This is a genomic window from Streptomyces europaeiscabiei (assembly GCF_036346855.1).
Taxonomy (GTDB): Bacteria; Actinomycetota; Actinomycetes; order Streptomycetales; family Streptomycetaceae; genus Streptomyces; species Streptomyces europaeiscabiei.
The window spans coordinates 7,531,380-7,558,376 of the sequence record NZ_CP107841.1 but is presented as its reverse complement, the minus strand read 5'-3'; the positions used below and the strand labels follow the sequence as shown (position 1 = coordinate 7,558,376).

Genomic DNA, 26,997 nt, shown 5'->3' with positions numbered 1-26,997 from the left:
TCTGAGGGTTTCCTTCAGACGGTGAGGCGGGCGATCGCCTCGTCGACCGTCAGCTCCTCGCGCTCACCGGTGCGGCGGTCCTTCAGTTCCAGGACGCCCTCGGCGGAGCGGCGGCCGGCGACCAGGATCTTCGGTACGCCGATCAGCTCGGAGTCGGTGAACTTCACGCCCGGGGAGACACCGGCACGGTCGTCGACCAGGACGCGCAGGCCGGCGGCCCGCAGCTTCTCCGAGACGTCGAGGGCCAGTTCGGTCTGCAGGGCCTTGCCCGCGGCGACGACGTGCACATCGGCCGGGGCGACCTCGGCGGGCCAGCACAGGCCCTTGTCGTCGGCGGACTGCTCGGCGAGGGCGGCGACCGCGCGGGAGACGCCGATGCCGTACGAGCCCATGGTGACGCGGACGGGCTTGCCGTGCTGTCCGAGGACGTCGAGCTTGAGGGCGTCGGCGTACTTGCGGCCGAGCTGGAAGATGTGGCCGATCTCGATGGCGCGGTCCAGCTTGAGGCCGGTGCCGCAGTTCGGGCAGGGGTCGCCCTCCTGGACGACCACGACGTCGACGTACTCGCCGACCTCGAAGTCACGGCCCGCGACGACGTTCTTGGCGTGTGTGCCGGCCTTGTTGGCACCGGTGATCCAGGCGGTGCCCGGCGCCACCCGCGGGTCGGCGATGTATGTCACCTTCTCGCCCAGGCCCTGCGGGCCGACATAGCCGCGGACCAGGTCGGGGCGGCCCGCGAAGTCCGCCTCGGTGACCATCTCGACGACCGCCGGGGCGAAGTGCGCCTCGACCTTGCCCATGTCGACCTCGCGGTCGCCGGGGACGCCGACGGCGACGATCTCGCCGTCGACCTTCACGAGGAGGTTCTTCAGGGTGGCGGAGGCCGCGACGCCCAGGTGCGCGGCGAGGGTCTCGATGGTCGGGGTGTCGGGCGTCGGGATCTCTTCGAGCGCGGGCACGCCGTCGGCGTCCACCGGCTTCAACTCGAACGTGATCGCCTCGGTGTTGGCCGCGAAGTCGCACGCCGGGCAGTCCGCGAAGGTGTCCTCGCCGGCGCCGGCCGGGGCCAGGAACTCCTCCGACTTCGAGCCGCCCATCGCGCCCGCGGTCGCCGCGCAGATGCGGTAGTCGAGGCCCAGACGCTCGAACACCTTCTGGTACGCCTGGCGGTGCAGGGCGTACGACTGGGCGAGGCCCTCGTCCTCCGTGTCGAAGGAGTACGAGTCCTTCATCAGGAACTCGCGGCCGCGCAGGATGCCGGCGCGGGGGCGGGCCTCGTCACGGAACTTGGTCTGGATCTGGTAGAGGATCACCGGCAGGTCCTTGTAGGAGGACGCCTGGTCCTTCACGATCAGCGTGAAGATCTCCTCGTGGGTGGGGCCGAGGAGGTAGTCGCCGCCCTTGCGGTCCTTCAGGCGGAACAGCTCCGGGCCGTACTCGTCCCAGCGGCCGGTCGCCTCGTAGGGCTCCTTCGGCAGCAGTGCGGGGAGCAGCACCTCCTGGGCGCCGATCGCGTCCATCTCCTCGCGGACGATGCGCTCCACGTTGGCGAGGACCTTCTTGCCGAGGGGCAGCCAGGTCCACACACCGGCCGCCGTGCGGCGGACGTAGCCGGCGCGGACGAGGAGCTTGTGGCTGAGCACCTCGGCGTCCGCCGGGTCGTCGCGCAGCGTCTTCGCCATCAACTGGGACATGCGCTGGACCGGTGCGTTCGCCATGGTTCTCGTACTCCTGCCGATGGGGGTCCCCCCGCTCGAGCGCGGCCGAGAGTGGGGAGCGTGATGGCAGGAGGTTAGCCGGGGGGCGGGGGCCCGTGGAAATCCGGCGGTGGCGGAAGGTCCTGGTACGGCGGCTACCTGCGGCGCAGGGGCAGGGGGGCGCCCATCACCGCGTACGGCTTGGGGGCGCTGGGGAAGACGACCTGACGGGCCAGGTCCGTGTAGCCGAGGGAGCGGTACAGGCCGCGGGCCGGGCTGTCCACGTCGATCGCGGAGAGGATCGAGCGGGGTTCGGTCACGCTGTCGGTGATGGTGGTGATCAGGGCGCGGCCGACGCCGTGGTTCTGGTGGCGGGGGTGGACGTGCAGTTCGGTGATCACGAAGGAGTCGTCCAGCCAGTGCTCGTGGTCGAGGGCGCGGAGGTAGGGCTCCACGACGGTGGACCACCAGTGGCCGCGGTTGTTGGGCATGCCGTAGACGAACCCCACGAGGCGGCCTTCCGCCGTGGCGCCGAGTGCGCGTGCCCCCGGGTAGGTCATGTGGCGGAGGACGATCTGGCGGCGTACGGCCACCTCGTCGGGACCCAGACCGAAGGCGACGGCTTGGACGGCCAGGGCCTCGTCCACGTGGGCGGAGAGGTCCAAGGGGCCGATGACGAGGCTCATGTTGCGGATGCTACAGGGGGGTTCGGGTTGCCTGCGGGGTGCGGGGCTGGATGTGGCTGGTCGCGCCCACGCGGCGGAGCCGCACGTCGATACGGCCCCGCGTGTCCTCGAAGGGCGCGCACCTTGCCCGGCGGTCGGAACGCACGCCCACCGAAGCCGATCCGTCGGAAAGCGACCCTTCGGAGAAGGACCCTTCGGAGAACCGATCCCTCAGAACAGGACGCTCATGAAGGCGCCCACTTCCTGGAAGCCCACCCTTCGGTACGTGCGCCGTGCCGCCGTGTTGAAGTCGTTGACGTAGAGGCTGACCAGGGGGGCCACGTCGGCCAGGGCGTAGCGGAGGACCGCTGCCATGCCGGGGGCGGCCAGGCCCCGGCCCCGGTGTTCGGGGGCCACCCAGACGCCCTGGATCTGGCAGGCCCGGGGGGTCGCCGCGCCGATCTCGGCCTTGAAGACGACACGGCCGTCGGGGCCGAGGCGGGCGAAGGAGCGGCCGGAGCCCACGAGTTCGGCGACGCGCGCCTGGTAGAGGAGGCCGCCGTCGCCGGCCAGCGGGGAGACGCCGACCTCCTCGGTGAACATCGCGACGCACGCCGGCATGATCGCGTCCATCTCGTCCTTGCGGATCCGGCGGACGTACGGGTCGGGGGTGACCTCGGCGGGGTCGGGGAGCCGGTCGGTGACCATGAGGGGCTGGTGGGAGCGGACCTCGCGGGCCGGGCCCCAGCTGGGTTCGAGCAGCCGCCAGAGCTGGGCGGTGGATTCGGCGGGGCCGACGACCGAGGAGCAGCGGCGGCCGGCCCGACGGGCGCGGTCGGCGAAGGCGCGCACGGCGCGGGGGGTGGCACAGATCGGGACGAGGTTGGCGCCGGCGTAGCAGAGGGAGGTCAGGGCGCCGTCTTCGTACCAGCCCCACATCTCGCCGCCGAGCCGCCAGGGGTCCAGGCCGGCGGCCTGGACGCGGGACGTCACGAAGGCGTTCGCGACGGGGTCTCGGTCCAGGACGGCGAGTGCGGCGTCCAGGTCACTCGGTTCGAGGACCCTGGTGGTGGTCTGGGTCAACACGTGCGGGAGCCTCACCCTGGGGTCTGCGCTGGTCTCCGCACGATACCCTGCCGGGCTGTGGCGGGGCGCCCGGCGGCTGCGCCACGGGCGGGCGCCCCATGGCCCGGGGGCCACTGTGCTTCGGCGGGTACGGGTGCGTCGTGGCTGGTCGCGCCCACGCGGCGGAGCCGCACATCGGACACAGCCCCGCGCCCCTGAGAGGCCTGCGGCCCCTCAGCCCGCTACCGCAACCGTCGGCTCGCCGGAGGCGATGCCGTCCGCCTCCATCTGTTCGGCGATCTTCATCGCCTCCTCGATGAGGGTCTCGACGATCTTGGATTCGGGGACGGTCTTGATGATCTCGCCCTTGACGAAGATCTGGCCCTTGCCGTTGCCGGAGGCGACGCCGAGGTCGGCCTCGCGTGCCTCGCCGGGGCCGTTCACCACGCAGCCCATGACGGCTACGCGCAGCGGGACCTCCATGCCGGTCAGACCGGCCGTGACCTCTTCGGCGAGCTTGTAGACGTCGACCTGGGCCCGGCCGCAGGAGGGGCAGGAGACGATCTCCAGGCCGCGCTGGCGGAGGTTGAGGGATTCCAGGATCTGGTTGCCGACCTTGATCTCCTCGACCGGCGGGGCCGACAGGGAGACGCGGATCGTGTCGCCGATGCCCTCGGAGAGCAGCGCGCCGAAGGCGACTGCCGACTTGATGGTGCCCTGGAAGGCGGGGCCGGCCTCGGTGACGCCGAGGTGGAGGGGGTAGTCGCACTGGGCGGCGAGCTGGCGGTAGGCGTTGACCATGACGACCGGGTCGTTGTGCTTGACCGAGATCTTGATGTCCCGGAAGCCGTGCTCCTCGAAGAGGGAGGCCTCCCAGAGGGCGGACTCGACCAGCGCCTCGGGGGTGGCCTTGCCGTACTTCTGAAGGAGGCGGCGGTCCAGGGAGCCGGCGTTGACACCGATGCGGATCGGGGTGCCGTGGTCGTTCGCCGCCTTGGCGATCTCCTTGACCTTGTCGTCGAACTGCTTGATGTTGCCGGGGTTGACGCGGACGGCGGCGCAGCCGGCCTCGATCGCGGCGAAGACGTACTTCGGCTGGAAGTGGATGTCGGCGATCACCGGGATCTGAGACTTACGCGCGATCGTCGACAGGGCGTCGGCGTCGTCCTGCGTGGGGCAGGCGACGCGGACGATCTGGCAGCCGGAGGCCGTCAGCTCGGCGATCTGCTGCAGTGTGGCGCCGATGTCCGACGTACGCGTGGTGGTCATCGACTGGACCGACACCGGGGCGTCTCCACCGACCGCCACGGATCCGACCTGGATCTGCCGGCTCTTCCGGCGCTCGGCGAGCTTGGTCGGAACGGACGGCATGCCAAGAGAAATCGCAGTCATCTGCTGTGCAACCCCAAGTTGTGGATCAGGATCGGTTCCCGGTACGGGCGGGCTCCAGGCTTCGAGATTACGGCACGGGCAGGTGCCCGAGCACTCCCCCACCTCGAATGCACTCGGCGGGGGACCCCCATCGATCCGTAACCCACCCGTTGGGGAGACTCGCTGCGGAGTTCGGACACAGATGGGCGGACGCATCCGTACGACAGCGGCCGGGCGCCGCTCCGTGAGCGTGCCCGGCCGCCGTGAACAACGGGTGACTACGAGATGCGCACCGGGTTCACGAGGTCCGCGATCAGCACCAGCAGCGTGAAGCAGACGAAGATGCCGGCCACCACGTACGCGACGGGCATCAGCTTCGCCACGTCGAAGGGGCCGGGGTCGGGCCGGCGCAGCACCTTGGCCGCGGTCCGGCGCAGCGACTCCCACAGGGCGCCCGCGATGTGCCCGCCGTCGAGCGGGAGGAGCGGGAGCATGTTGAAGAGGAACAGGGAGAGGTTGAAGCCGGCCAGCAGGATGAGGAAGCTGGCGAGCTGCTGGGTGGCGGGGATGTCCATGGTGAAGATCTCGCCGCCGACGCGGGCCGCGCCGACCACGCCCATGGGTGAGTCGGCCTCGCGCTCGCCGTCGCCGAAGGTGGCGTCCCACAGGGCGGGGACCTTGGCGGGCAGGGAGAGCAGGGACTCGACGCCGTTCTCCATCATGTCGCCCATGCGGTCCACGGAGTCGACGAAGGAGAGCGGGAGGATGTCGGAGGCGGGGGTGAAGCCGAGCCAGCCGGCGTAGACGTACTTGTCCTTGACGTAGCCGCCCTGGCCGTCGGTCTGGCTGACCTGGTTCTTGATGAGGGTGGGGGTGAGGTCGACCTTCTCGCCCTTGCGGTCCACGGTGAGCGTGACCTGCTTGCCGGGGTTGTCGCGGATGTCGGCCTGCAGGGCGGACCAGTCCTCGACGGGGGTGCCGTCGAACGCGACGATCTTGTCGCCGGGCTTCAGGCCCGCCGCCTTGGCGGGGGCCTCCTTGTCGCTGTCCTTGCACTTCGAGCGGTTCTCACTGGCGGAGATGACGCAGTCCGAGACCTTGCTGACCGTGGTCGTCGAGGTCTGGGTGCCGAAGGTCATCATCACGCCGAGGAAGATCACGAAGGCCAGGATCAGGTTCATGAAGGGCCCGGCGAACATCACGATGACGCGCTTCCACGGCTTGCGCCTGTAGAAGAGGCGGTCCTCGTCGCCGGGCTGGAGCTCCTCGAAGGAGGCCGCGCGGGCGTCCTCGATCATCACGCGCCACGGGGAGGTCGAGCGGCTCTCGATCCGGCCGTCCGGGCCGGGCGGGATCATGCCGATCATGCGGATGTAGCCGCCGAGCGGGATCGCCTTGACGCCGTACTCGGTCTCGCCCTTCTTGCGTGACCAGATCGTCGGGCCGAAGCCCACCATGAACTGGGGCACGCGGACACCGAAGAGCTTGGCGGTCGAGAAGTGACCCAGCTCGTGCCACGCGATCGAGAACGCCAGGCCGATCACGAAGACCACTATGCCGAGGATGAACATCAGGGTCGTCATGCACGGGCCTCCGCGGTCGTCCGCTCGGTGGGTTCGGCTGTCGAGGTGGTCAGTTCACGGGCCCTTGCGCGCGCCCAGGTCTCCGCTTCGAGGACGTCCGCCACGGTCAGGGAAGTTCCCGTTCCGGGGGTGCCGTGCTCCTGGACGACCCGCGTGACGGTCTCCATGATCGCGTCGAACCGGAGACCCCCGTGCAGGAACGCGTCGACGCACTCCTCGTTGGCCGCATTGAACACCGCCGGGGCGGTGCCCGCGAGCTGCCCCACATGCCGGGCGAGCCCGACCGACGGGAACGCGTCGGTGTCGAGGGGGAAGAACTCCCAGGTGGACGCCTTGGTCCAGTCGAAGGCGGGCGCGGCGTCCGGGACGCGCTGCGGCCAGCCGAGGCCGATGGCGATGGGCCCCCGCATGTCGGGGGGCGTCGCCTGCGCCATCGTCGATCCGTCCGTGAACTCAACCATCGAGTGGACATACGACTGGGGGTGCACGACGACCTCAATGCGGTCGAAGGGAATGTCGTAGAGGAGGTGCGCCTCGATGACCTCCAGGCCCTTGTTGACCAGGGTCGCGGAGTTCACGGTGATGACCGGGCCCATGGCCCAGGTGGGGTGCGCGAGGGCGTCGGCGGGTGTCACGTCGGCGAGTTCCGCCTTCGTGCGGCCGCGGAAGGGGCCGCCGGAAGCGGTGACGACGAGCTTGCGCACGTCGGCCCGGGTGCCGGAGGCGAGGGCCTGGAAGAGGGCGGCGTGCTCGGAGTCGACCGGGATGATCTGGCCCGGCTTCGCCACGGCCTTCACCAGCGGACCGCCGACGATGAGCGACTCCTTGTTGGCGAGCGCGAGGGTGCGGCCCGCCTCCAGGGCGGCGAGGGTCGGGGCGAGGCCGATGGAGCCGGTGATGCCGTTCAGCACGGTGTGGCAGTCGGACGCGGCCACCTCCGTGGCGGCGCCCGGCCCTGCGAGGATCTCGGGCAGGGCCTCCCCGGGCCCGTACACGCCGGCCAGGGCCTCGCGCAGCGCAGGTACGACGTCCTCGCGGGCGACGGCGACGGTCCGCACGCGCAGGCGGTGCGCCTGCTCGGCCAGCAGCTCCACCCGCCCTCCGGCGGCGGAGAGTCCGGTGACGCGGAAGCGGTCCGGGTTGCGCAGGACGAGGTCGATGGCCTGGGTGCCGATCGAGCCGGTCGATCCGAGGATCACTACGTCCCGTACACCGTCGACCGGGTCGAAGACGAGATGCGGATCGGCGAGAGGGGCTGGACTGTCGCTCATCCCTCCATTGTGGCCGCATCCGGTGTCCGGCAGGACCGCGCGCCCCCTTGATGACCCATCTTCGTGCGGTCTGTGGTCGACGAGGCTGTTTCTCCGTTTGTGAAGCGCGCGTGAAGACAGGGGTGATATGACTTCTGCCCTGTTGATCCGATTATCGGGTCAACAGATCGTGAACGAGGACCCTGGGGGGATCCATGCACAAGCGCATACGCGCCGTCCTGCCCGCGCTCGCCGGAGCCGTGGCCCTGACCGGCACCCTGCTGAGCAGCCCGGCCGAGGCCGCCGGAGGTGTGGTCATCCACCGCGTGTACTTCGACAGCCCCGGCAAGGACACGCGGACGAACACGAGCCTCAACGGCGAGTGGGTGCAGATCAAGAACACGAGCTCGAAGCCCGTCTCCCTGAAGGGCTGGGTGCTCAAGGACCCCGACAACCACAAGTACACGTTCCTCGACGTGAAGATCGGGGCCGGCAAGTACATCAAGGTCCGCACCGGCTCGGGCACGGACACCAGCGCGACCAAGTACCAGAACCGCAAGGCCTACGTGTGGAACAACACGAGCGACACGGCGACGCTGTCGAAGGCCGGCGGTTCGAAGGTCGACTCCTGCTCCTGGACGACGCGGGACCCCAGCGACAAGTACTGCTAGTCGACGCGAGAGCCGTCCGTCGGCCGCGGGCCGTATGCGGCTGGTCGCGCCCACGCGGCGGAGCCGCATACCAACACGGCCCCGCGCCCCTGTGGACGGCCCTGCGGGCCGGTCTTCAGGAGCGCGGGAAGGCGTGGGATGTCATCGGATGCGGCGGTGGACGTTCTCCTTCTCACTCGGACCGGGTGTCGCGTCCGCGATCCACGGGCCCTCGCCCGACGGGTCGATCACACCTTGCTCCAGCCACTCGTAGGCGCCGCCGAGGACACCCTTGACCACCTTGCGGTCGAGGTCGTCTGTGTTGCTCCAGAGGCGGCCGAAGAGTTCCTCGACACGGATGCGGGACTGACGGCAGAAGACGTCGGCGAGCTGGTAGGCCTCACGGCCGTGCTCGCCCGTGGTGCGGAGCAGTTCCGCGCGGACGACGGCGGCACTCATCGCGAAGAGTTCGGCGCCGATGTCGACGATCCGGCCCAGGAAGCCCTGCTTGGTCTCCATACGGCCCTGCCAGCGCGACATGGCGTAGAAGGTGGACCGGGCGAGCTTGCGGGCGTTGCGTTCGACATAGCGCAGGTGGGTGGAGAGGTCGGGGTGGCCCGCGGGGTGGAAGTCGCCGTAGGTGCGCGGGAGTTGACCCGGCCCCGCGACCAGCTTGGGCAGCCACTTGGCGTAGAAGACGCCCGCGTTCGCGCCCGCCTTCGCCTTGTCGGACAGGGACTTCTCCGGGTCGATGAGGTCGCCGGCCACGGAGAGGTGGGCGTCCACGGCCTCACGGGCGATCAACAGGTGCATGATCTCCGTGGAACCCTCGAAGATCCGGTTGATGCGCAGGTCGCGCAGCATCTGCTCGGCGGGGACGGCTCGTTCGCCGCGCGCCCGCAGCGAATCCGCCGTCTCGAAGCCGCGGCCGCCGCGGATCTGGACGAGTTCGTCGGCGATGCGCCAGCCCATCTCGGAGGCGAAGAGCTTGGCCAGGGCGCCCTCGATGCGGATGTCGTTGCGGTCCTCGTCGGCCATCTGCGAGGACAGGTCGAGCACCGCTTCCAGGGCGAAGGTGGTGGCGGCGATGAAGGAGATCTTCTGGCCGACCGCCTCGTGGTGGGCGACCGGCTTGCCCCACTGCTCACGGGCCGCCGACCACTCGCGGGCGATCTTCAGGCACCACTTGCCGGCGGCCACGCAGGACGCCGGGAGCGAGAGCCGGCCGGTGTTGAGGGTGGTGAGGGCGATCTTCAGGCCCGCACCCTCGGGGCCGATGCGGTGGGCGGCGGGAACCCTGACCTGGTGGAGACGGGTGACTCCGTTCTCGATGCCGCGCAGGCCCATGAAGGCGTTACGGTTCTCGACGGTGACGCCGGGCGAGTCGGTCTCCACGACGAAGGCGGTGATGCCGCCCTTGTGTCCGTCGGACTTCGGCACCCGCGCCATGACGACAAGGAGGTCGGCGACCACGCCGTTCGTCGTCCACAGCTTCACACCGTCCAGGACGTAGTCGTCCCCGTCGGGCACCGCGCTGGTGGCGAGGCGGGCCGGGTCCGAGCCGACGTCGGGTTCGGTGAGGAGGAAGGCGCTGATGTCGGTGCGGGCGCAGCGCGGCAGGAACTTCTCCTTCTGTTCGGGGGTGCCGAACAGTTTCAGCGGCTGCGGTGCGCCGATCGACTGATGCGCCGAGAGCAGGACGCCGATGGCCGGGCTGGCCGAGCCGACGAGGGCCAGCGCCTTGTTGTAGTACACCTGGGTGAGGCCGAGACCGCCGTACTTGGGGTCGATCTTCATTCCGAGGGCACCGAGCTCCTTGAGCCCGTTGATCACCTCGTCGGGGATGCGGGCCTCGCGCTCGATCAGGGCCCCGTCGACCTTCGTCTCGCAGAAGTCGCGGAGTTTGGTCAGGAACTGCTCGCCGCGCCGGACGGCCTCGTCGGTGGGGAGCGGGTGGGGGTGGATGAGGTCGAGGCGGAACCGGCCCAGGAACAGTTCCTTGGCGAAGCTGGGCTTGCGCCAGGCCTGCTCCCGGGCGGCCTCGGCCACCTGTCGGGCCTCACGTTCTGTGACGACGGGCTTCTTGAGGGGTGGGGCGGACATGAGGCTCACCTCGCCGCGAATCGGGATCTTGTACCGGATGGGTACCTGAACGGTTACCGATGGGTGCTACTCGATCGTTGGTACCCGATTCGGGGTGACCCCGCCACCCCTCGCGTGCGCGATCGGCCGCTTCGGCCGCCGCGCGCGCCCCTCTCGGCCGATACCGACCGAGTGCGTCAGGATCATGATCTCGCCGGCCGGCCCCCACGGGGTTCCTTCCGTGGGCGGGCACTCTCGCGCTCCTGTCGCCACCGCACCCTCCTGAACCAGCCGTCGAGTTCTAGACTGGAGGCGATCAGAGCGCCCCGAAGGGGCGCGGGAAACCACGCGAGAAGCCCCACGGACTCGCAGCCGTCACCCGGCACACCCCCACCACCCAGTCGGTCGTCCGGCGAATTATCGAAGCGCTTCGACAACCTATGGACACCCATCCACCGCCCGGCTACTGTCGAGCCACCCTCACTCGCCCTTGTTCAGAGATAGCGCGCTGTCGAAGCGCTTAAACACGCTTGGAGAGCTGGATGGTCACCCTCGCCGAGGTCGCCCAGCACGCCGGAGTCTCGGCGAGCACGGTGAGCTATGTCCTCAGCGGCAAGCGGTCCATCTCCGCGGGCACCCGGCAGCGGGTCGAGCGGAGCATCCAGGAGCTCGGCTACCACCCGAACGCGGGGGCCCGCGCCCTGGCGAGCAGCAGGTCGAACATCGTCGCCCTGATGGTCCCGCTGCGCACCGACATGTACGTCCCGGTGATGATGGAGATCGCCATAGCGGTGGCCACCACGGCCCGCACGTACGGCTACGACGTGCTGCTGCTCACCGGCGAGGAGGGCCCCGACGCGGTGCGCCGTGTCACGGGCAGCGGGCTCGCCGACGCGATGATCCTGATGGACGTGGAGCTCGACGACGAGCGGCTGCCGCTGCTGCGCGGCACCGACCAGCCGTCGGTACTCATCGGGCTGCCGGCCGACACCAGCGGCCTGACCTGCGTCGACCTCGACTTCGGGGCGACGGGCGCGCTGTGCGTCGAGCATCTGGCGATGCTCGGCCACCGTGACATCGCGGTCATCGGCGAGGCGCCCGCCGTGTACGAACGGCACACCGGTTTCGCCGAACGCACTCTCGACGGACTCCGTTCCCGGGCAAAGGAGTTGGGTCTGCGCGTGCTGCACCGTCCCTGCGAGGGCGGCTACGACGCGATGGCCGCGACCCTGGCCCGGATCTTCGACGAACGGCCGGGCACCACGGGGGTCGTCGTGCAGAACGAGTCCGCGGTGGAGCCGCTGCTCGCGCTGTTGCGGCAGCAGGGGCGCGCGGTGCCGGAGGACGTCTCGGTGATCGCGGTCTGCCCGGACCAGGTCGCCGTACAGGCCTCGGTACGGCTGACGTCCGTGGCCATCCCCGCCCAGGAGATGGGCCGGCGGGCCGTGGAGCAGTTGATCGCCAAGCTGGAGGGCAGGGACGCCGAAGAAGTGGTGCTCCTCGCCCCCGAGCTGACGGTCCGCGCGAGCACGGGGCCACTGTCCACCACCGGCTGAGCCCCCGTCGTACGCACACCGTCGCGGACAGGACGTCGCGGACAGGACGTCGTATGCAAGCCGCCGTACGGAAGTCGTCGTACGGCCCTCTTCCCCCCTCCCCTCTTCCCGCCCCTCCTCTCTTCCCGCCTTCCTCCTCCTCTCCCACCGCCCGGCCCGCCGGAGCCGAGCCGGGTGTGCCGCCCCTCCTCCCTCCAGGAGACCTCCCGTGAATCTGCCTGCCGAGAACCAGACCCCGACGGGCGCGGTCAGCCTCGCCCAGTCCTCCCCCACCGTCGGCACGTTCCGTGAGCGGGACGGCGCCCTGGAGTGGAGCGGACGCCAGGAGACCCTGCGGATCGAGCCCTGGGGCCCTGACGCGGTCCGGGTCCGCGCCCGCCTGGGCGGCCCGGTCCTCGACGGGCTGCCGGGCGCCCTGCTCGACGAGTCCGAGAGCACCGAGAGCACCGTCAAGATCGAGGACGGACTGGGGTGGCTGACCGTCGGCGCGCTCACCGTCGAGGTGAACGCCGAGGGCCTGATCCGCTACAGCCGCACGGCCGACGGCCACGAACTGCTCTCGGAGGCCCGCGCCCATTTCTGGTGGCCCGGCTCGCGCCTCTACACCGCCGTCGGCAACGGCTACCACCGCCTGGAGCAGCGCTTCGCCGCGTACGACGACGAGAAGCTGTACGGCCTCGGCCAGCACCAGCACGGGCGGCTCGACCAGAAGGGCCTGGTGCTCGACCTGGTCCAGCGCAACGCCGAGGTCGGCATCCCGGTGCTCACCTCCAGCCGCGGCTACACCCTGCTGTGGAACAACCCGGCGATCGGCCGCGTCGAGCTGGCCGGGAACGGCACCCGCTGGGTCGCCGACTCGGCCCGGCAGATCGACTACTGGATCACCGCGGGCGACCCGGCCGACGCGCAGCGCCGCTACAGCGCGGCGACGGGGCGCTCGCCGATGCTGCCTCAGTGGGCGGCCGGTTTCTGGCAGTGCAAGCTGCGCTACCGCACGCAGGACGAACTCCTCGCCGTGGCACGGGAGTACAAGCGGCGGGGCCTTCCCATCGACGTCATCGTCTGCGACTTCTTCCACTGGACGCACCTCGGTGAGTGGAAGTTCGACCTGAGCGAGTGGCCCGACCCGGCGGCCATGGTCCGGGAGCTGGACGAGCTGGGCATCAAACTGGTGGTGTCCGTGTGGCCGTCGGTCTCGCCGCTGAGCGAGAACCACCACCTCATGGAGCAGCGCGGCTACTTCATCGGCACCCAGTACGGGCCGATGGCGCACGCCGACTGGCCCGACAAGGAGGTCGCGTCGACGGTCCAGGTGGCGTTCTACGACGCGACGAATCCGGAGGCGCGGGAGTTCGTGTGGTCGCGGGTGAAGGAGAACTACCTGGAGCCGTACGGCATCAAGGCGTTCTGGCTGGACGCCTGCGAGCCGGAGATCAAGCCGGGCTTCCAGGAGAACCTGCGTTACTGGGCGGGACCCGGCCTGGAGGTCGGCAACATCTACCCGGCAGAGATCGCCCGTACCTTCTACGAAGGGCTGAGGGCGACCGGTGAGGAGGAGATCGTCTCCCTCAACCGTTCGGCGTGGGCAGGCAGCCAGCGGTGGGGGGCCGCGCTGTGGTCCGGTGACATCGGCACCGATTTCACGACGTTGCGCCGGCAGATCGCGGCGGGCCTCAACACCGCGCTGTCCGGCATTCCCTGGTGGAACACCGACATCGGCGGCTTCCACGGGGGCGACCCCGACGATCCGGAGTACCGCGAGGTGATGGTGCGCTGGTTCCAGTTCGGCGCGTTCTCGCCGCTGATGCGGCTGCACGGCTTCCGTGAGCCCGGTATGCCGCTGGGGCCGGCCATGACCGGGGGGCCCAACGAGGTCTGGTCGTACGGGGAGGAGGCCGGGACGATCCTGGAGACGTACCTGCGGCTGCGGGAGCGGTTGAAGCCGTACGTGCTGCGGGTCATGCGGGAGGCCCACGAGGAGGGGCTGCCGGTGATGCGGCCGCTGTTCCTGGAGTTCCCCGAGGACGAGCGGGCGTGGTCCGTGGACGACGCGTACCTGTTCGGGCGGGATGTGCTGGTGGCGCCGGTGCTGGAGGCGGGGGTGACTGCCTGGACGACGTATCTTCCCGCCGGGGCGCGGTGGACTGATGCGTGGACCGGGGAGACGTATGAGGGGGGTGCGTCCGTGACTGTGGATGCGCCGCTGGAGCGGATTCCGGTGTTTCTGCGGGACGGGGTGTCGTTGCCGATCGCCGAGTAGGTATCGGTGCGGGGGTGGGCCGGCGGGGATTTCCGCGGCTCGGCGGTCACGAGGTGCCGCTGCGGGCACCGTGCCGCCCCAGCGCACGGTGCCCGCAGTCAAACGGAGGGCAGTTGGGGTGCCACCTCGCTCATCAGTAGGTCCAGGTGGGTGAGGTCGGTCAGGTCTCGTAGGCGGACGTAGCTGCGGAGGACGTCCAACTCCGCGTAGGCGCCCAGCTGTTCGCGGCGACGAGAGGCTCGGGTTCGTCATCGTGCAGTCGAGCGCCGACGCGGACACGGCGCTGGTGTTCGCGGCGGGCGCGTTGCTGAGCGTGATGAGTGTGGCGCTCTTCTCCGTGCCGGCCGTGGCGGAGCGGCGGCTGCCCTGGGTGCGGGAGACCACCTCGCATCGGTGGCGCTCCACCGGGCGGAGCGGCCCGGCCCTCGTTCCAGGGCCGGCCCACCGTCGTGGGCGGAACGGCCCGGTCGCCGGTCGTCGTAGGCAGAACGGCCCGACCGTAGTAGGCAGAACGGCTCGGTCGTCGTGCGTGGACCGGCCCGATCGCCGTTCGGCGGCCGGGTCTACGCTATGGCGCCAGGGCCATCCCATGATCCTCAGGGGGTGTGCACGACCCTGAGTGAGTGGAGCTGACCGAGGATGAACAGCCGTACGGGAGACCCTCGCGGAGCACGCGGGGGACGGCCGGGCCGCAGGGGCGGGGCCGCGCGCAGACCGGTTCATCGGACGCGTACGACGATACGCACCACCGGCGGGTACACGGAGGCGCCGAGGGCGGTCGTGCCGTCGGACGGGGGCGTTCCCCGTGGTTTCCTGCCGGGGCCCGCGCGGCACATCGCCGTGTGGAGCGCGCTCACGCTGCTGGTGACGGGTGTCGTCTCCGTGGGCGTGTGGATCTGCGTGACGTTCCAGACGGCGGTCACGCCGGTGCTGATCGCACTGCTCGGGACAGCGCTGCTCGGCCCGTTCTACCGTCGGCTGGTCGCGATGAAGTTCAACAAGTCGCTCGCCGCCGGGCTCACTTGTGCCGCGGTGGTGGTGGTGATGGGCGGGGCCGCGTACATCGTGGTGGCCGCGCTGATCGACACCGGTGACCAGATCATCTCCTCGCTCAGGGACGCGGCGAAGTCGCTCAGCGACGAGTTCGGACTGGCGGGGACCTCGTTGGACGACCTCGCGAAGAACGCGAAGGAACTGCTGTCGAAGTTCGGCGGCACCGCGGCCTCCGGGGTGCTCACCGGGGTCAGCGCGGTCAGCGAGTTCGTGGCGGCGGCGGTGCTGGCGATGCTGCTGATGTTCTTCTTCCTGCGGGACTCCGACAAGGCGGTCGCGTCCCTGCACTCGCTCGCGCCGCGCGGCAGCGGTGACACCCTGGAGGTGATGGCCCGGCGCGCGTTCCGGGCGATCGAGGGCTACATGCGGGGTACGACGCTCATCGCCTTCATCGACGGTGCCTGTATCGCCATCGGTCTGCTGGTACTCCAGGTGCCGGGTGCCGTCGGTCTCGGCGCGCTGGTCTTCGTCGGCGCGTACATCCCTTATCTGGGCGCGTTCCTGTCGGGTGCGGTGGCGATCCTCGTCGCGTTCGCCGACCGCGGTCTGGGAACGGCGCTGTGGGCGGTCGGGGTCGTCTTCGCGGTGCAGATCCTCGAAGGGAACGTGCTCCAGCCCATGATCCACAGCCGGACCGTGCAGATGCACCCGGCGGCGATCCTGCTGGCCCTCACGGCGGGCGCCTCCATCGCCGGAATCCTCGGCATGCTCCTCGCGGTGCCGCTCACGGCGGCGGTGTCCGGTGTGCTGTCGGAGCTGCGGGTGCGGTACGGGGACGGGGCGGGCGCGACCGCACCCCCGGGGACACGGGAAGTCGTCCGCGCGGCAGGATGATCAAGGGGACGGGCGCGTCCCCCGGGCGACCGCCGACGGATCCGCGCCCGGACCCGGACCGCACGTACCCGAACCGCGCCGAAGGGAAGTCCTCGATGACCTCCGCTCCCCTGTCCCTCTCCCTGGCCAATCTGTTACTCCGGCCGACGCTCGGCTCCCGGCGCGACCCGGACCGGGTCTTCGACCGGATCGCCACCAAGGCCGGACAGAGCGACGGGGACGAGGAGTTCACCGACGGTTTCCGGTTCCTGCTGCGCCACTGGGCGGGCGACGCCGACCTCACCGCCGTCGGCTGGCAGTCCGCCCGGGCCCATCTGCGCAGGCATCTCACCAACCGGGCCCACGTCCGGCGGCTGATCGCCGAGCACCCGGAGATCGAGCAGGAGACCATCGAGCGGCCGGTGTTCGTGGTCGGTCTGCCGCGCACCGCCACCACACTCACCCACGGTGTGCTGTCGATCTCGGACGAGCACCGCTGCCCGCTGCTGTGGGAGCTGCTCGCGCCCGACCTCTACCCCTCGGCCGAGTCCCGGCGGAAGGCGATCACCTCCACGCGCCGGTGGGTCGGCGGCATCAACCTGTTCGCCCCGCGCTTCCAGGACATCCACCCCATGGCCGCCGAGGGCCCCGAGGAGTGCACCTTCGTCCTGCCGCACGCCCTGGTGCCCCTGTCCCAGGCCCGCATACCCGAGTACCAGGCCTGGCACTTCGAGCGCGACTTCGTCCCGGACTACGGCTATCTCAAGCAGGTCTACCAGGTACTCCAGTACGGCCGCCCACGCCGCCGCTGGATGCTCAAGTCCCCCATGCACCTCGGCAACCTCGACGCCCTGCGCGCCGTCTTCCCCGACGCCACGATCGTGTGGACCCACCGCGACCCGGCGACCGTCGTCGGGTCGTTCTGCAGCCTGGTCGAGCAGGGCATGATCGGCACCCTCCGCCCCCTCGACCCGCACGCCCTCGGCGCCCAGTGGCTCGAACTGCTGAGCCGCTCCATGGAGCGCGCCCTCGCGGCCCGTGCCGCCATCCCCCGCGAGGCACTGGTGGACGTCCCGTACTCCTGGCTCGGTACGGACCCGGCCACGGGCGCTCCCAAGCTCTACGAGGCCGTCGGCGCCCACTGGACCGACGCCGACGCCGCTCGGCTCCCCCGGATCGTCGCCCGCCCCAAGGGCACACGTCCCCACCGCTACGACCTGGCCCGGTACGGCCTCACCCGGGCCGACGTCGAGTCCGCCTTCGCCGACTACAACGCGCTGCGGGCCGAGGTCGACCGGGCCTGACGGGACCCGGGACGACACGGACCTCGGCCACCGGCGCGTCCGCCGGTGGCCGAGGTCCGTCGTGTCCTAGCCGACGACCCGGCCCACCTCGATCCGGTCGATGTTCGGCGCCCACGCGCCCGCGTTGCCGAAGGTCACCTTGTTGGCGCCCTTCCTCAGGTCGACCGGGACGCCGACGGTCCAGTAGTCGTCCCAGCCCCAGGTGTTCTTGAAGGTGACCGTGTGCGGATCAGCTGCCCCGACCGTGATGTCCGCCGTGCGGGACATGATGTCGGTGTTGTAGGAGTGACCGTTGTCGCGGCGGTCGTTGTGCGCGTAGTGGACGACCAGGACGTAGCGGCCGGAGGCGGGGGCGTTCACCGTGAACTCGGCGGTGCTGTCCGCGCCGTTGCCGAGCCAGCCGATGTACGACCCGGCCGAGGCGTACGCGGAGTCGACCAGCTTGGCTCCGCCGGCGAGCGTGGCCGCGGCGCCCTCGTAGGCGAGCGTGCCGGTGGTCGAGCCGGCGCCGGTGACGTCGAGGGAGCGGACGGCGGTGTGCTTGGCGGTCGCGGTGATCCGGTTGTTGCCTGCCACGAGGTACAGCCGCAGCGGCCGGTCGGGGACCGCGGCCACCGACTGCCCGTGCAGGGCGAGCTTCACCGGCGCGGACGCCCGGGGCACGACCCGGTAGTAGCCGTCGCGCGGGGCGTACACGTCGAAGACCGCCCTGTCGCCGGAGCGCAGCACGAGGGCGCCCGTGCCGACGCCGGTCGACGAGGAGTAGTCGTACGACGGCCTTCCGCCGATGTCGGCGAGCGTGGCCTCGTAGGAGGCGGCGGGCTCGGCGGTGCGGGCGGTGAGGTCGATCCGGTCGAGGGTGACCTCGGTGTTGCCCTTGGACAGGGTCAGCTGGTGGGTGCCGGCCGAGAGCCGGACGGTGACGTCCTTCTTGGCGCGGTAGGTCCAGTTCTCGGTGGAGGGGTAGGTGACGGTGACCGGGTCACCTCCGTCGACCGTCAGCTTCTGGGTGGCCGGGACCCCGGACTGGTTGCCGTACAGGATCGCCAGGTCGTACGTGCCGTCCTTCGGCACCGACACCGTGAAGTCGACCTTGCTGCCGTCCTGGTTGAGCGAACCGACGTCCTTGGTGCCGGAGGCCGCGTAGCCGTTGGCATTGCTCACGGTGCCCTGGGTGTAGACCTTGCCGTCGGTGATGGCGGCGTCCTCGGCCTCGTAGGAGGCGGTCCAGGGGACGGACGGGGTGGCCGGGGTGCCGGAGCCTCCCGGGGTGAGGACGACGCGGTAGGCCGACATCTTGTGCTGCCCGCGCAGCGGGACGGTCACCGTGCCGTCGTCCGCGATCCTCACCTTCGTACGGGAGAGGACGCGCGGGGTCGCGTGCTGACCCTCGTAGCCGGACCAGGCGGCCTCGGCGACGGTCGCGGTGACCGTACGGCCGAAGAGGGACCGGGGGACCTTCTGGACCACGACGTCCGTGTCACCGGCGGAGCCGCCGAGCAGGACCTGGGCCTGGCGGCGGGAGGTGTCGAGGGAGGCGAGGCCCTGGAGGGTGTCGATGGTGTTCGCCTGCGGCGGGGTGACCTTGACGGTGTCGCCGGTCAGGCCCGCGTACCAGCGGAAGAACCACCAGCCGCCGTTGGGGATGTTGGAGCGGACGACGTTGCCGTCCATGTTGCCCGCCGCGTCCCAGTAGGCCTGGTTGGCGTACACCTTGTTCCGCTCGAACATCGAGACCCACTGGACGAGCTGGCCGGGGACGGAGAGGTCACGGCGGTTGGCGTACTCGTCGATGTTGACGGGCAGGGGCTCGATGTCCAACCGCCGCTCGATCGAGCGGTAGTTGTCGTAGTGGCCCTGGAAGTCGCGGAGCGAACCGGAGCCCAGTTCGTGCCAGGTCATGATCTGGGGCATGACGTTCTCGCGCTTGGCGAAGGTGAGGAAGTCGGTGATCAGGCGGGAGTGGTAGCCCGACTCGTTGGGGCCGGCGATGCGCGCGTCGGGGTCGATGGCGCGGATGCGCTCGTGGACCGTCTTCCAGTCCTTGAGGAACCGGTCACGGTTGGCCTCGTACTTCGCCGGGTCGGAGGCGTTGAGGCCGTACCAGATCAGGTCGGGTTCGTTGAAGGGGATGTAGACGAAACGGTCGCTGTTCGGGTCGGCCGAGACCTCCTTGACGATCTTGTCGACCTTGGGGAGGTAGTCGTCGATGCCGAGGTCCTCGTACGGCCACTTGGCGTAGATGTCCTGCATCATCACCAGGACCTCGCCGCCTCCGTTGCGGAAGAACGACTTGGAGACGGTGAGCGCGTCGCCGTTGGGGTGCTGGGCGCCGCCCTCCGGCTTCTGCGAGATGCTGGTGATCTTCAGGGGAGCGAGGGCCGCGTCACTGGGCACCCCGTCGTCGCTGAGCCCGTACAGCGCGCCGTTGGCGCCGCGCATCACCGGGCCCTCGGACGCGGAGAGGTCGACGGTGAGGCGCTGCGGTTCGGCGGCCGACGCCGCCGAGGCTCCGGTGGCGGGGAGGGTGCCTGCCATGGCGGTGACTCCAAGTAGTGCGGTGACCAGGGCGATTCTCGTGCGCGACCTGGTGCGGGTTCTCGTGCGGGTGGGGGTGATCACGCTGTTGGACCTCCGGTCATTTGACGGCTCCACTGGTGATTCCGGACACGATCTTTCGCTGGCCGACGAGGAAGACGGCGACCATCGGCAGGCTCATCACCACGACGTACGCGAAGACGAGATGCCAGTTGTTGAGGTAGAGCTGGGCGCTCGCGACCTTGTAGAGGTTGAGCGGGAGAGTGGCCCGGTCGCCGCCGCCGAGGACGAAGAAGGCGTAGAAGATGTCGCTCCAGGCGTAGAGCATCACCATGATCGTCGCGGTGGCGATGACCGGCCGGAGCAGGGGAAGGACGATTCGCGCGAAGATCCGCAGCGGCTTCGCCCCGTCGATCCGGGCCGCCTCCTCCAACTCCATGGGGATGGCACGGATGAAGCCCGTCATGAAGAAGATCGACGTGGAGAGGTACATCCCGGTGTAGACGGCGATCATTCCGGGCCGGGTGCCCGCCAGCCCCAGCTGTCGCAGCTCCATCACGATGGTGATGACCGCCGGCGGCAGCAGCAGTCCGCTGATGCACAGCGCGTACGCCGCCGAGACCAGCCGCGACCTGCGGCGCGCGAAGACCCAGGCGGCGCCCGCGCCGAGGATCAGCACCAGGGCCACCGAAGGAACCACGACCAGCAGGGAGTTGAGGAGGCCGCGCAGCATCTCGCCCTGGGCGACGGCGTCGTCGTAGTTGGCGCCGGGCTGCCACTGCTCCGGCAGGTCCAGGTTCGGCCTGATGGCCTCGGCCTGCGGCTTGGCAGAGGTGACGAGGACCAGCCACAGGGGGACACCGACGGCGAGAGCGGCGATGAGGAGGACGAGGGCGGGGCGGCCGTACCGCCAGACCACGGACGGGTTCACAGCAGTTGCTCCCTTCGCCGCAACCCGATGACCAGCGGAATCGCGACGGCGACCACGACCAGGAAGAGGACGAGGCTCATCGCGGACGCCTGCGCGTACAGGCCCTGGCCGAAGATCCGGAACATGTAGATGTTGAAGACCTCGGTGGAGGCGGCGGGTCCGCCGCCGGTCGTGGCCTGCACGATGTCGAAGGTGTTCATCGAGCCGATGAGCGCCGTGGTGACGTTGAAGGTGAGGGCCGGGGCGAGCATCGGCCAGCGCACCGACCAGAAGGTCCGCCAGGGCCCGGCACCGTCCATCCGCGCGGCTTCGAGCATGTCGCCGGGGATGCCCTTCAGGCCCGCCAGATAGATGAGCATCGACAGGCCCATCCACTTCCAGCCGTGGATGAGCGTGACGACGACGAGCGTCCAGGTCGTCGAGCCCAGCCACGGAATGTCCGTACCGAGCACGGAGTTGACCGCGCCGTCCTGGTCGAGGAGCGCCTGGAAGACATAACCCGTGGCGAGGGCCGAGATGAGCACCGGCAGGAAGAAGACGGCACGGAAGAACCGGTTGAAGCGGGTGTCGTCCTCCAGCAGCAGGGCCAGCACCAGCCCGAAGCCGTTCTGGAAGACGGCCGCGAGCAGCGCGTACAGCAGGGTGGTGCGGATCGCGCGGACGAGGGTGCCGTCGGTGGCGATGGTCGTGAAGTTGTCGAGGCCCGTGAAGGCGATGTCCGGGTGGTACGAGGACCAGTTGGTGAACGGGTAGTAGAAGTTGAGCAGGTTGGGCACCAGGAAGAAGCCCGCGAAGACGATGATCGCGGGGAGCGCGAACCACCAGGGGTGGTGCACGGCGGCGCGGGGCAGCCGCCCCACCCGCCGGGGTTCGCCTCTCGTGAGTGCCTCTTTGCGCGTACGTACGGCCGTGTCCGCCATCGGAAGCCCTGTCTCTCCCTCCGGCTAGAAGCCGGGCGCGCCCTGGGCCTTGGCCACCTGCGCGAACTGGTCCTGGATGGCCTGGGCGACCTGCTGGGGGCTCTTCTTGTCGAAGAGCATGTCGGCGAGGTACAGGTGTGTGTCCGGGGCGACGATCGCCTTGGCCTGGAAGACGCCGATGGCGGTGGGCAGGGCCGCGACCTGGGCCTTCGACGCCTGAGGGAGGCCGTCCGGGGTGGGCACGGAGGGCTGCACGGACGGGATCTTCATCGCTTTGATGTAGTCGGGGTAGTCGGGGCCGAGCCAGAAGGCGAGGAACTGCCGGGCCGCGTTCTGCCGCTTCTCGTCACCGGTCTTGAAGGCGACGACGCCGTTGGTCTGGTCGGGTGAATACAGGCCGGTGGCGGCCGAGTTGGCGACCGGGAACCAGCCGATCCTCTTGTCGATCTCCGCGGTGGAGTACTTGGCCTGCAACTGGCTCTGGAAGGAGGTGACGTTGAGGACCATGCCCGCCTCGCCCTTCCACAGGGCGTCGGCCTGGCCGGTGAAGGTGCCGGTCCGGTAGTTCTTCTGGGCGAGCCCGGCGTCGAGCAGCTTCTCCTTGTACTTCTTGATCGCGCCGACGACGACCGGGTCGGTCCACTTCTCCTTGTTCTCGTTCAGGCCCGCCCACCACTGATTGTCGAGGTCGGTGAGCTGCACCTGCATCTGCCACTGGAGGGGCCACTTGTCGCCGCCGGCCTCGTAGAAGGCGGCCGCGTCGGTGTCGTCGACGACCCTGTGGCCGAGGGCGAGGAGCTCGTCGTACGACTTCGGGAAGTCCTTCTCGCTCAGCCCGGCCTTCTTGAAGACGTCCTTGTTGTAGTACACGCCGAGCATGGCGGGGCTGGTGACGATCGCCGCATACCGCTTGCCGTCGATGACGCCGAGCGACTTCTCGGTGTCGCCGAGCTTGGAGACCCACTCCTCGCCGTCGAGGGTGAGGAGGTTCTGCTGCGGCTGGATGAAGGGGAGCGTGGAAATGGACGGTTGCCAGAACATCAGGTCGGGGCGGTCGCCGGAGGCCAGCCTGGTCGGCACGTTCGACTCGTAGGGGTCCGGGACCGGCTGGGTCTCGACCTCGGCGCCGGTGGCCTTCTCGAAGGCGTCGATGACCTGCTTGGGCGCGGTCACCGTGTTCTGCGCGGTCCACATGGTCAGCTTCACGCCGTCGAGACGGGCGGTCGGGTCGACGGCCGTCCTCTTGGTGTCCGTGTCCGCGCCGGAGGTCCCTGCCGTGGGATCGCTGCACGCGGTGGCGGCCAGGCCGAGGGCGCATATGAGGGCCAGCGTCGGGAGAGCTCTTGTCTTCATCGCGTGCCTTTCGAGAACGGGTGGTTCAGGGCAGGGCGGGATGCGGAACAGCTGTGATCGAGTGGGACGTTCGGCTGAGTCGTAAGGGGTGTGGGGTGTCCGGCCGGCCGGTGGGGTGTGGGCCCGGCCGGAGTGTGGGGGCTCGGCCGGGGTGTCCGGGGTGTTCTCAGGCAGTGGCGGGCGGTGGGCCCGCGCTTTCCCGCACCACCAGTTCCGGTACGGAGACGGGGTGCGGGGCGATCTGCGCGGACTCCTCCACGACCCCGTGCAGCAGGGCGAACGCGGCTCGCCCGAGGCCGGTGAAGTCCAGGCGTACGGTCGTCAGGGACGGGGTCAGATAGGCGGAGTGCGGGGCGTCGTCGAAGCCGGCGACGCTCACCTCGCCGGGCACGGACCGCCCGGCCTCGTGCAGCGCGCGCAGCACACCGAGCGCGAGGTCGTCGTTGCCGCACAGGACCGCGGTGACCGCCGGGTCCTTCGCCAGCCTGAGCCCGGCCGCGTGACCCCCGGCCGGGCCCCAACTGCCCTGCAGCGGACGGGGTTCGGGTGCCCCGGCCTCCTTGAGTGCCTGCCGCCAGCCGGTGGTACGGGCGGCGCTGGTCCGCCGGGTGCTGGACGGGATCGCGACATAGTGCACGGTCTCGTGGCCGAGGGAGAGCAGGTGACGGGTCGCTTCGTAGGCGGCCTCGCGGTCGTCGGTCCACACCCAGGGGCGGTCGCCGCCGGGCGGGGTCGCGGGGGTCTCGACCACACCGACGACCGGCAGTTGGGCGGGGACCGCGTTGAGGGCCGCCACACCGGCCGGATCGTAGGCGATCACGATGAGACCGCCGCCCGCGTCCGACGCACGCTGCACCTCGGCGGCGACCGCGGCCTCGTCCGCCGATTCGAGGACACCGATCCCGACCGCGTACGACGCCGCCCGCGCCGCCTCCTCGATGCCCTGGAGGATCGAGGCGTAGCCGTAGTGGGTGGTGTTGGCGGTCAGCACGGTCACGGCCCGGCTGCGCCCGCTGGCCAGCGCGAGCGCGGTGGCGTTCCGCCGGAACCCCAGCTCGTCGATGGCCGCCTGCACCCGCTCCCGCGTCGTGTGCTTGACGCTCGGGTGGTTGTTGATCACCCGGGAAACCGTCTGGTACGAGACTCCGGCGGCGGTCGCGACGTCCCGGATGCTCGCCGGGCGTCTTGTGTGACCGGTCACATTCATGCCAGGATTGTGACCGGTCACACGAGAGTCGTCAAGAGAACGTAACGAAGAACGTAACGAGGGATTCACACGGGCGCCTCCCGGCGGCGGACGGCGCACGGACGGGACAGCCTGGGAGGAGAAGCGACTTGGACTCGGGTGCGAGCGACTTCGGCGGAAGCGACGTGCGGGACGGCGGGACCGGCGCCAACAGCGCGGAGGTGGCCTTCACTTGGGGTCACCCGGCGATCGAGACGGAGTTCGCGACGGCCCCCGACGGAACGCTGCGGCTGACCCGGCTCGGCCCCTCCGGTGACACCGTCGATCCTGAAGTCGCCCTTCCGCTGGTCGAGTTGACCGCGTTCGGGCACGGCAGCGGGTGGTCCGGGCCGCGCTTCACCGGTACGGCGTTCGGCGGGGGGCTCGCGTACCGGGGGCATCGCAGTGACAGTGGTGGTGAAGGTGGCGGTGGCGGTGAAGGTGCCGGTTCCGGTGAAGGTGCCGGTTCCGGTGGTGATGAAGGTGCCGGTGGCGGTGGTGGCTGGGAGCGGCTGACGATCGAACTGCACGATTCCGCGAGCGGGTTGACCGCGTTCGTCGAGCTGTCCTCCCCCGCCGGCGTCGCCGTCCTCCGCTCCCGGGTGCGGCTGCGCAACGACGGCACCGAGCCCCTGGTCGTCCAGTCCGTCAGCAGCCTTCTCCTCGGCGGGCTTCCCTCCCCCGACGTTCTCGACGTGCACCGGGCCCGCAACGACTGGCTCGCGGAGTGCCGTTGGTACGCCGAACCGCTGCGGGCGACGGTCGCCGACATCAGCGTCGACGTCCATCAGCACGACAGCCGGGCGGCGCTCGCCCTCACCGGGCGAGGCAGTTGGCCCAGCGACGGGCATCTGCCGATGGGGGCGGTCACCGAACGGGGCGGGGGCCGGGCGTGGGTCTGGCAGGTGGAGTCGCCGGCCGGGTGGCGCTGGGACCTGGGGGAACGCGAGCATGGTGCGTACCTCGCCGTGAACGGCCCGACCGACGCCGAGCACCAGTGGCGGGTGCGGTTGGGGCCGGGCGAGGAGTTCACGACGGTGCCGGCGGCGCTGGCCATCGGGTCGACTCTCGGTGCGGCTCTCGGATCGACCGCCGGATCGACCGCCGATGCGGCCGCTGGGTCCGCCGTCGGTGCTGCCGACCGGTCGGATGTCGGGGCCGGGCACGGCTCGGGGCTGGACGAGGCGTTGGCCGCCCTGACCGCGTACCGCCGGGCCGTCCGCCGCCCGCATCCGGACCACGAGGCGCTGCCGGTCGTCTTCAACGACTACATGAACACCCTGATGGGCGACCCGACCACCGCGAAGCTGCTGCCACTGGTCGACGCGGCGGCGAACGCGGGCGCGGAGTACTTCTGCATCGACTCCGGTTGGTACGACGACTCCGTGGACGGCGGCTGGTGGGACGGCGTCGGCGAATGGCTGCCGTCACCGCGCCGCTTTCCTGACGGGGGTGTGGACGGCGGGAGGGGGGCGGGGGCCGGAGAGCACGGCCGGCAGGCGGCGGACACCCGAGCAGAAGTAGGTGACCGGACAGGGTCGGCGTCCCGAGCCGGAGAGCGTGGCGGAGCCGAGGCCGGAACCGGTGGCCCGTCCGACGGCGGCATCCGGGCCGTCCTGGGGCGGATCCGGGAGCGCGGTATGGTCCCCGGGCTGTGGCTGGAGCCCGAGGTCGTGGGCGTACGCAGTCCGGTGGCGGCGGAGCTGCCGCAGGAGGCGTTCTTCCAGCGGGACGGCGTACGGCTGACCGAGCAGGGCCGTCACCAGCTGGACCTGCGCCACCCGGCCGCCCGCGCGCACCTCGACAAGACGGTGGACCGCCTCGTCGGCGACTGGGGCGTGGGCTACCTCAAGCTCGACTACAACATCGTGATCGACCCCGGCACCACCGCCCCCGGAGACCTCTCCCCCGGCGCCGGCCTCCTGGGCCACGCCCACGCCTACCTGGGCTGGCTCTCCGACGTCCTGGACCGCTATCCGCACCTGGTCGTCGAGAACTGCGCCTCCGGCGGCATGCGCATGGACGGCGCCACCCTGGCCGTGTCCCAGCTCCAGTCCACCAGCGACCAGCAGGACCCCCTCCGCTATCCCCCGATCGCCGCGGCCGCGCCCACGGCGGTACCGCCGGAACAGGGTGCCGTCTGGGCCTACCCGCAGCCCGGCGACAGCGACGACCTGATCACCTTCACCCTCGGCGGCGCCCTCCTCGGCCGCATCCACCTGTCGGGCCACCTCGACCGCATGACGGAACGACAACTCGGCCTCGTACGGGACGCCGTGGACACCTACAAGTCGATCCGCGGCGACCTGGCCCACGCGGTGCCCTTCTGGCCGCTCGGCCTGCCGGGCTGGACGGACGAGTGGCTGACGCTGGGGCTGCGCGTGCCGGACGGAGACGGACACGGACCGTCGTACGTGTCGGTGTGGCGGAGGGGCGGGGACCCGGAAGTACGGCTCCCCGTGCGGCACTTGGCGGGGCGGGGAGCCACCGTACGCACGGAGATCCTGCACCCGTCCGCCGCGCGTGCGGACTCGGCGGCGGTCTGGGACCCGGCCGCAGGCGCATTGCGGGTGTCGATGCCCCGCACGCCCCGCGTGCTGCTGATCCGCCTCACACCGGAGGGTCGGACAACAGAGGCATAGGACGATCCGGGCCGGTGCCGCGTGGGGGTACGGCACCGG

Annotated in this window: 18 protein-coding genes; 6 read left to right on the top strand and 12 right to left on the bottom strand. The window is 70.4% G+C overall.

Annotated features, from left to right (window positions below; all coding sequences use genetic code 11):
- Positions 1 to 14: 14 nt before the first annotated feature.
- From OG858_RS33135 to dxr, 6 genes are all read right to left on the bottom strand, one after another.
- Positions 15 to 1,718 carry a proline--tRNA ligase gene (locus tag OG858_RS33135; RefSeq protein WP_086749120.1) on the bottom strand — a complete coding sequence of 568 codons (1,704 nt, stop codon included), beginning with the start codon at positions 1,716 to 1,718 and terminating at the stop codon, positions 15 to 17.
- A gap of 134 nt (positions 1,719 to 1,852) precedes the next feature.
- A complete protein-coding gene (locus OG858_RS33130; protein ID WP_086749119.1) occupies positions 1,853 to 2,383 on the bottom strand; it encodes a GNAT family N-acetyltransferase in 531 nt (176 codons plus the stop codon).
- 210 nt (positions 2,384 to 2,593) lie between these two features.
- Positions 2,594 to 3,448, bottom strand: a complete 855-nt coding sequence (locus tag OG858_RS33125; protein ID WP_319317614.1) for a GNAT family N-acetyltransferase — start codon at positions 3,446 to 3,448, stop codon at positions 2,594 to 2,596.
- A 213-nt stretch (positions 3,449 to 3,661) separates the two neighbouring features.
- Entirely contained in the window at positions 3,662 to 4,819 is a 1,158-nt protein-coding gene (gene ispG, locus OG858_RS33120) for a flavodoxin-dependent (E)-4-hydroxy-3-methylbut-2-enyl-diphosphate synthase (RefSeq protein ID WP_086749117.1), read from the bottom strand.
- Between the two features lie 257 nt (positions 4,820 to 5,076).
- Positions 5,077 to 6,381, bottom strand: a complete 1,305-nt coding sequence (locus OG858_RS33115) for a M50 family metallopeptidase (RefSeq protein ID WP_086749116.1) — start codon at positions 6,379 to 6,381, stop codon at positions 5,077 to 5,079.
- On the bottom strand, positions 6,378 to 7,652 hold the full coding sequence (gene dxr, locus OG858_RS33110; protein ID WP_319268778.1) for a 1-deoxy-D-xylulose-5-phosphate reductoisomerase: 1,275 nt from the start codon (positions 7,650 to 7,652) through the stop codon (positions 6,378 to 6,380). The genes OG858_RS33115 and dxr overlap by 4 nt, the downstream gene beginning before the upstream one ends.
- 194 nt (positions 7,653 to 7,846) lie before the next feature.
- Between dxr and OG858_RS33105 the strand changes: the two genes are divergently transcribed.
- Positions 7,847 to 8,302: a lamin tail domain-containing protein gene (locus OG858_RS33105; RefSeq protein ID WP_086749114.1), complete on the top strand. Its 456-nt coding sequence runs from the start codon at positions 7,847 to 7,849 to the stop codon at positions 8,300 to 8,302.
- Positions 8,303 to 8,443: 141 nt separating this feature from the next.
- Here OG858_RS33105 and OG858_RS33100 read toward each other — a convergent pair whose 3' ends face one another.
- On the bottom strand, positions 8,444 to 10,384 hold the full coding sequence (locus OG858_RS33100; RefSeq protein ID WP_086749113.1) for an acyl-CoA dehydrogenase family protein: 1,941 nt from the start codon (positions 10,382 to 10,384) through the stop codon (positions 8,444 to 8,446).
- Positions 10,385 to 10,905: 521 nt separating this feature from the next.
- On the opposite strand from OG858_RS33100, the gene OG858_RS33095 reads away from it, so the two are divergent.
- The 4 genes from OG858_RS33095 to OG858_RS33080 all read left to right on the top strand — a co-directional run bounded on the left by OG858_RS33095 (position 10,906) and on the right by OG858_RS33080 (position 17,349).
- Entirely contained in the window at positions 10,906 to 11,919 is a 1,014-nt protein-coding gene (locus OG858_RS33095) for a LacI family DNA-binding transcriptional regulator (protein ID WP_319268773.1), read from the top strand.
- Between the two features lie 208 nt (positions 11,920 to 12,127).
- Entirely contained in the window at positions 12,128 to 14,179 is a 2,052-nt protein-coding gene (locus tag OG858_RS33090; RefSeq protein WP_086753340.1) for a glycoside hydrolase family 31 protein, read from the top strand.
- Between the two features lie 840 nt (positions 14,180 to 15,019).
- Positions 15,020 to 16,066 carry an AI-2E family transporter gene (locus tag OG858_RS33085; protein WP_086753344.1) on the top strand — a complete coding sequence of 349 codons (1,047 nt, stop codon included), beginning with the start codon at positions 15,020 to 15,022 and terminating at the stop codon, positions 16,064 to 16,066.
- 95 nt (positions 16,067 to 16,161) lie between these two features.
- On the top strand, positions 16,162 to 17,349 hold the full coding sequence (locus tag OG858_RS33080; protein WP_319066729.1) for a sulfotransferase family protein: 1,188 nt from the start codon (positions 16,162 to 16,164) through the stop codon (positions 17,347 to 17,349).
- Positions 17,350 to 17,415: 66 nt separating this feature from the next.
- On the opposite strand, the gene OG858_RS33075 is transcribed toward OG858_RS33080, so the two are convergent.
- From OG858_RS33075 to OG858_RS33055, 5 genes are all read right to left on the bottom strand, one after another.
- Complete coding sequence (locus OG858_RS33075) at positions 17,416 to 19,887, bottom strand: CBM35 domain-containing protein (protein WP_086754072.1); 2,472 nt, start codon at positions 19,885 to 19,887, stop codon at positions 17,416 to 17,418.
- 100 nt (positions 19,888 to 19,987) lie between these two features.
- Positions 19,988 to 20,818 carry a carbohydrate ABC transporter permease gene (locus OG858_RS33070; protein WP_319317611.1) on the bottom strand — a complete coding sequence of 277 codons (831 nt, stop codon included), beginning with the start codon at positions 20,816 to 20,818 and terminating at the stop codon, positions 19,988 to 19,990.
- Entirely contained in the window at positions 20,815 to 21,738 is a 924-nt protein-coding gene (locus tag OG858_RS33065) for a carbohydrate ABC transporter permease (protein ID WP_086753588.1), read from the bottom strand. Before OG858_RS33065 ends, OG858_RS33070 begins: the two co-directional genes overlap by 4 nt.
- A gap of 24 nt (positions 21,739 to 21,762) precedes the next feature.
- Positions 21,763 to 23,091, bottom strand: a complete 1,329-nt coding sequence (locus OG858_RS33060) for an ABC transporter substrate-binding protein (protein WP_327724976.1) — start codon at positions 23,089 to 23,091, stop codon at positions 21,763 to 21,765.
- A gap of 166 nt (positions 23,092 to 23,257) precedes the next feature.
- A complete protein-coding gene (locus OG858_RS33055; protein ID WP_086753584.1) occupies positions 23,258 to 24,298 on the bottom strand; it encodes a LacI family DNA-binding transcriptional regulator in 1,041 nt (346 codons plus the stop codon).
- 128 nt (positions 24,299 to 24,426) lie between these two features.
- Between OG858_RS33055 and OG858_RS33050 the strand changes: the two genes are divergently transcribed.
- Complete coding sequence (locus OG858_RS33050; RefSeq protein WP_328544187.1) at positions 24,427 to 26,958, top strand: alpha-galactosidase; 2,532 nt, start codon at positions 24,427 to 24,429, stop codon at positions 26,956 to 26,958.
- The last annotated feature ends 39 nt before the right edge of the window (positions 26,959 to 26,997 follow it).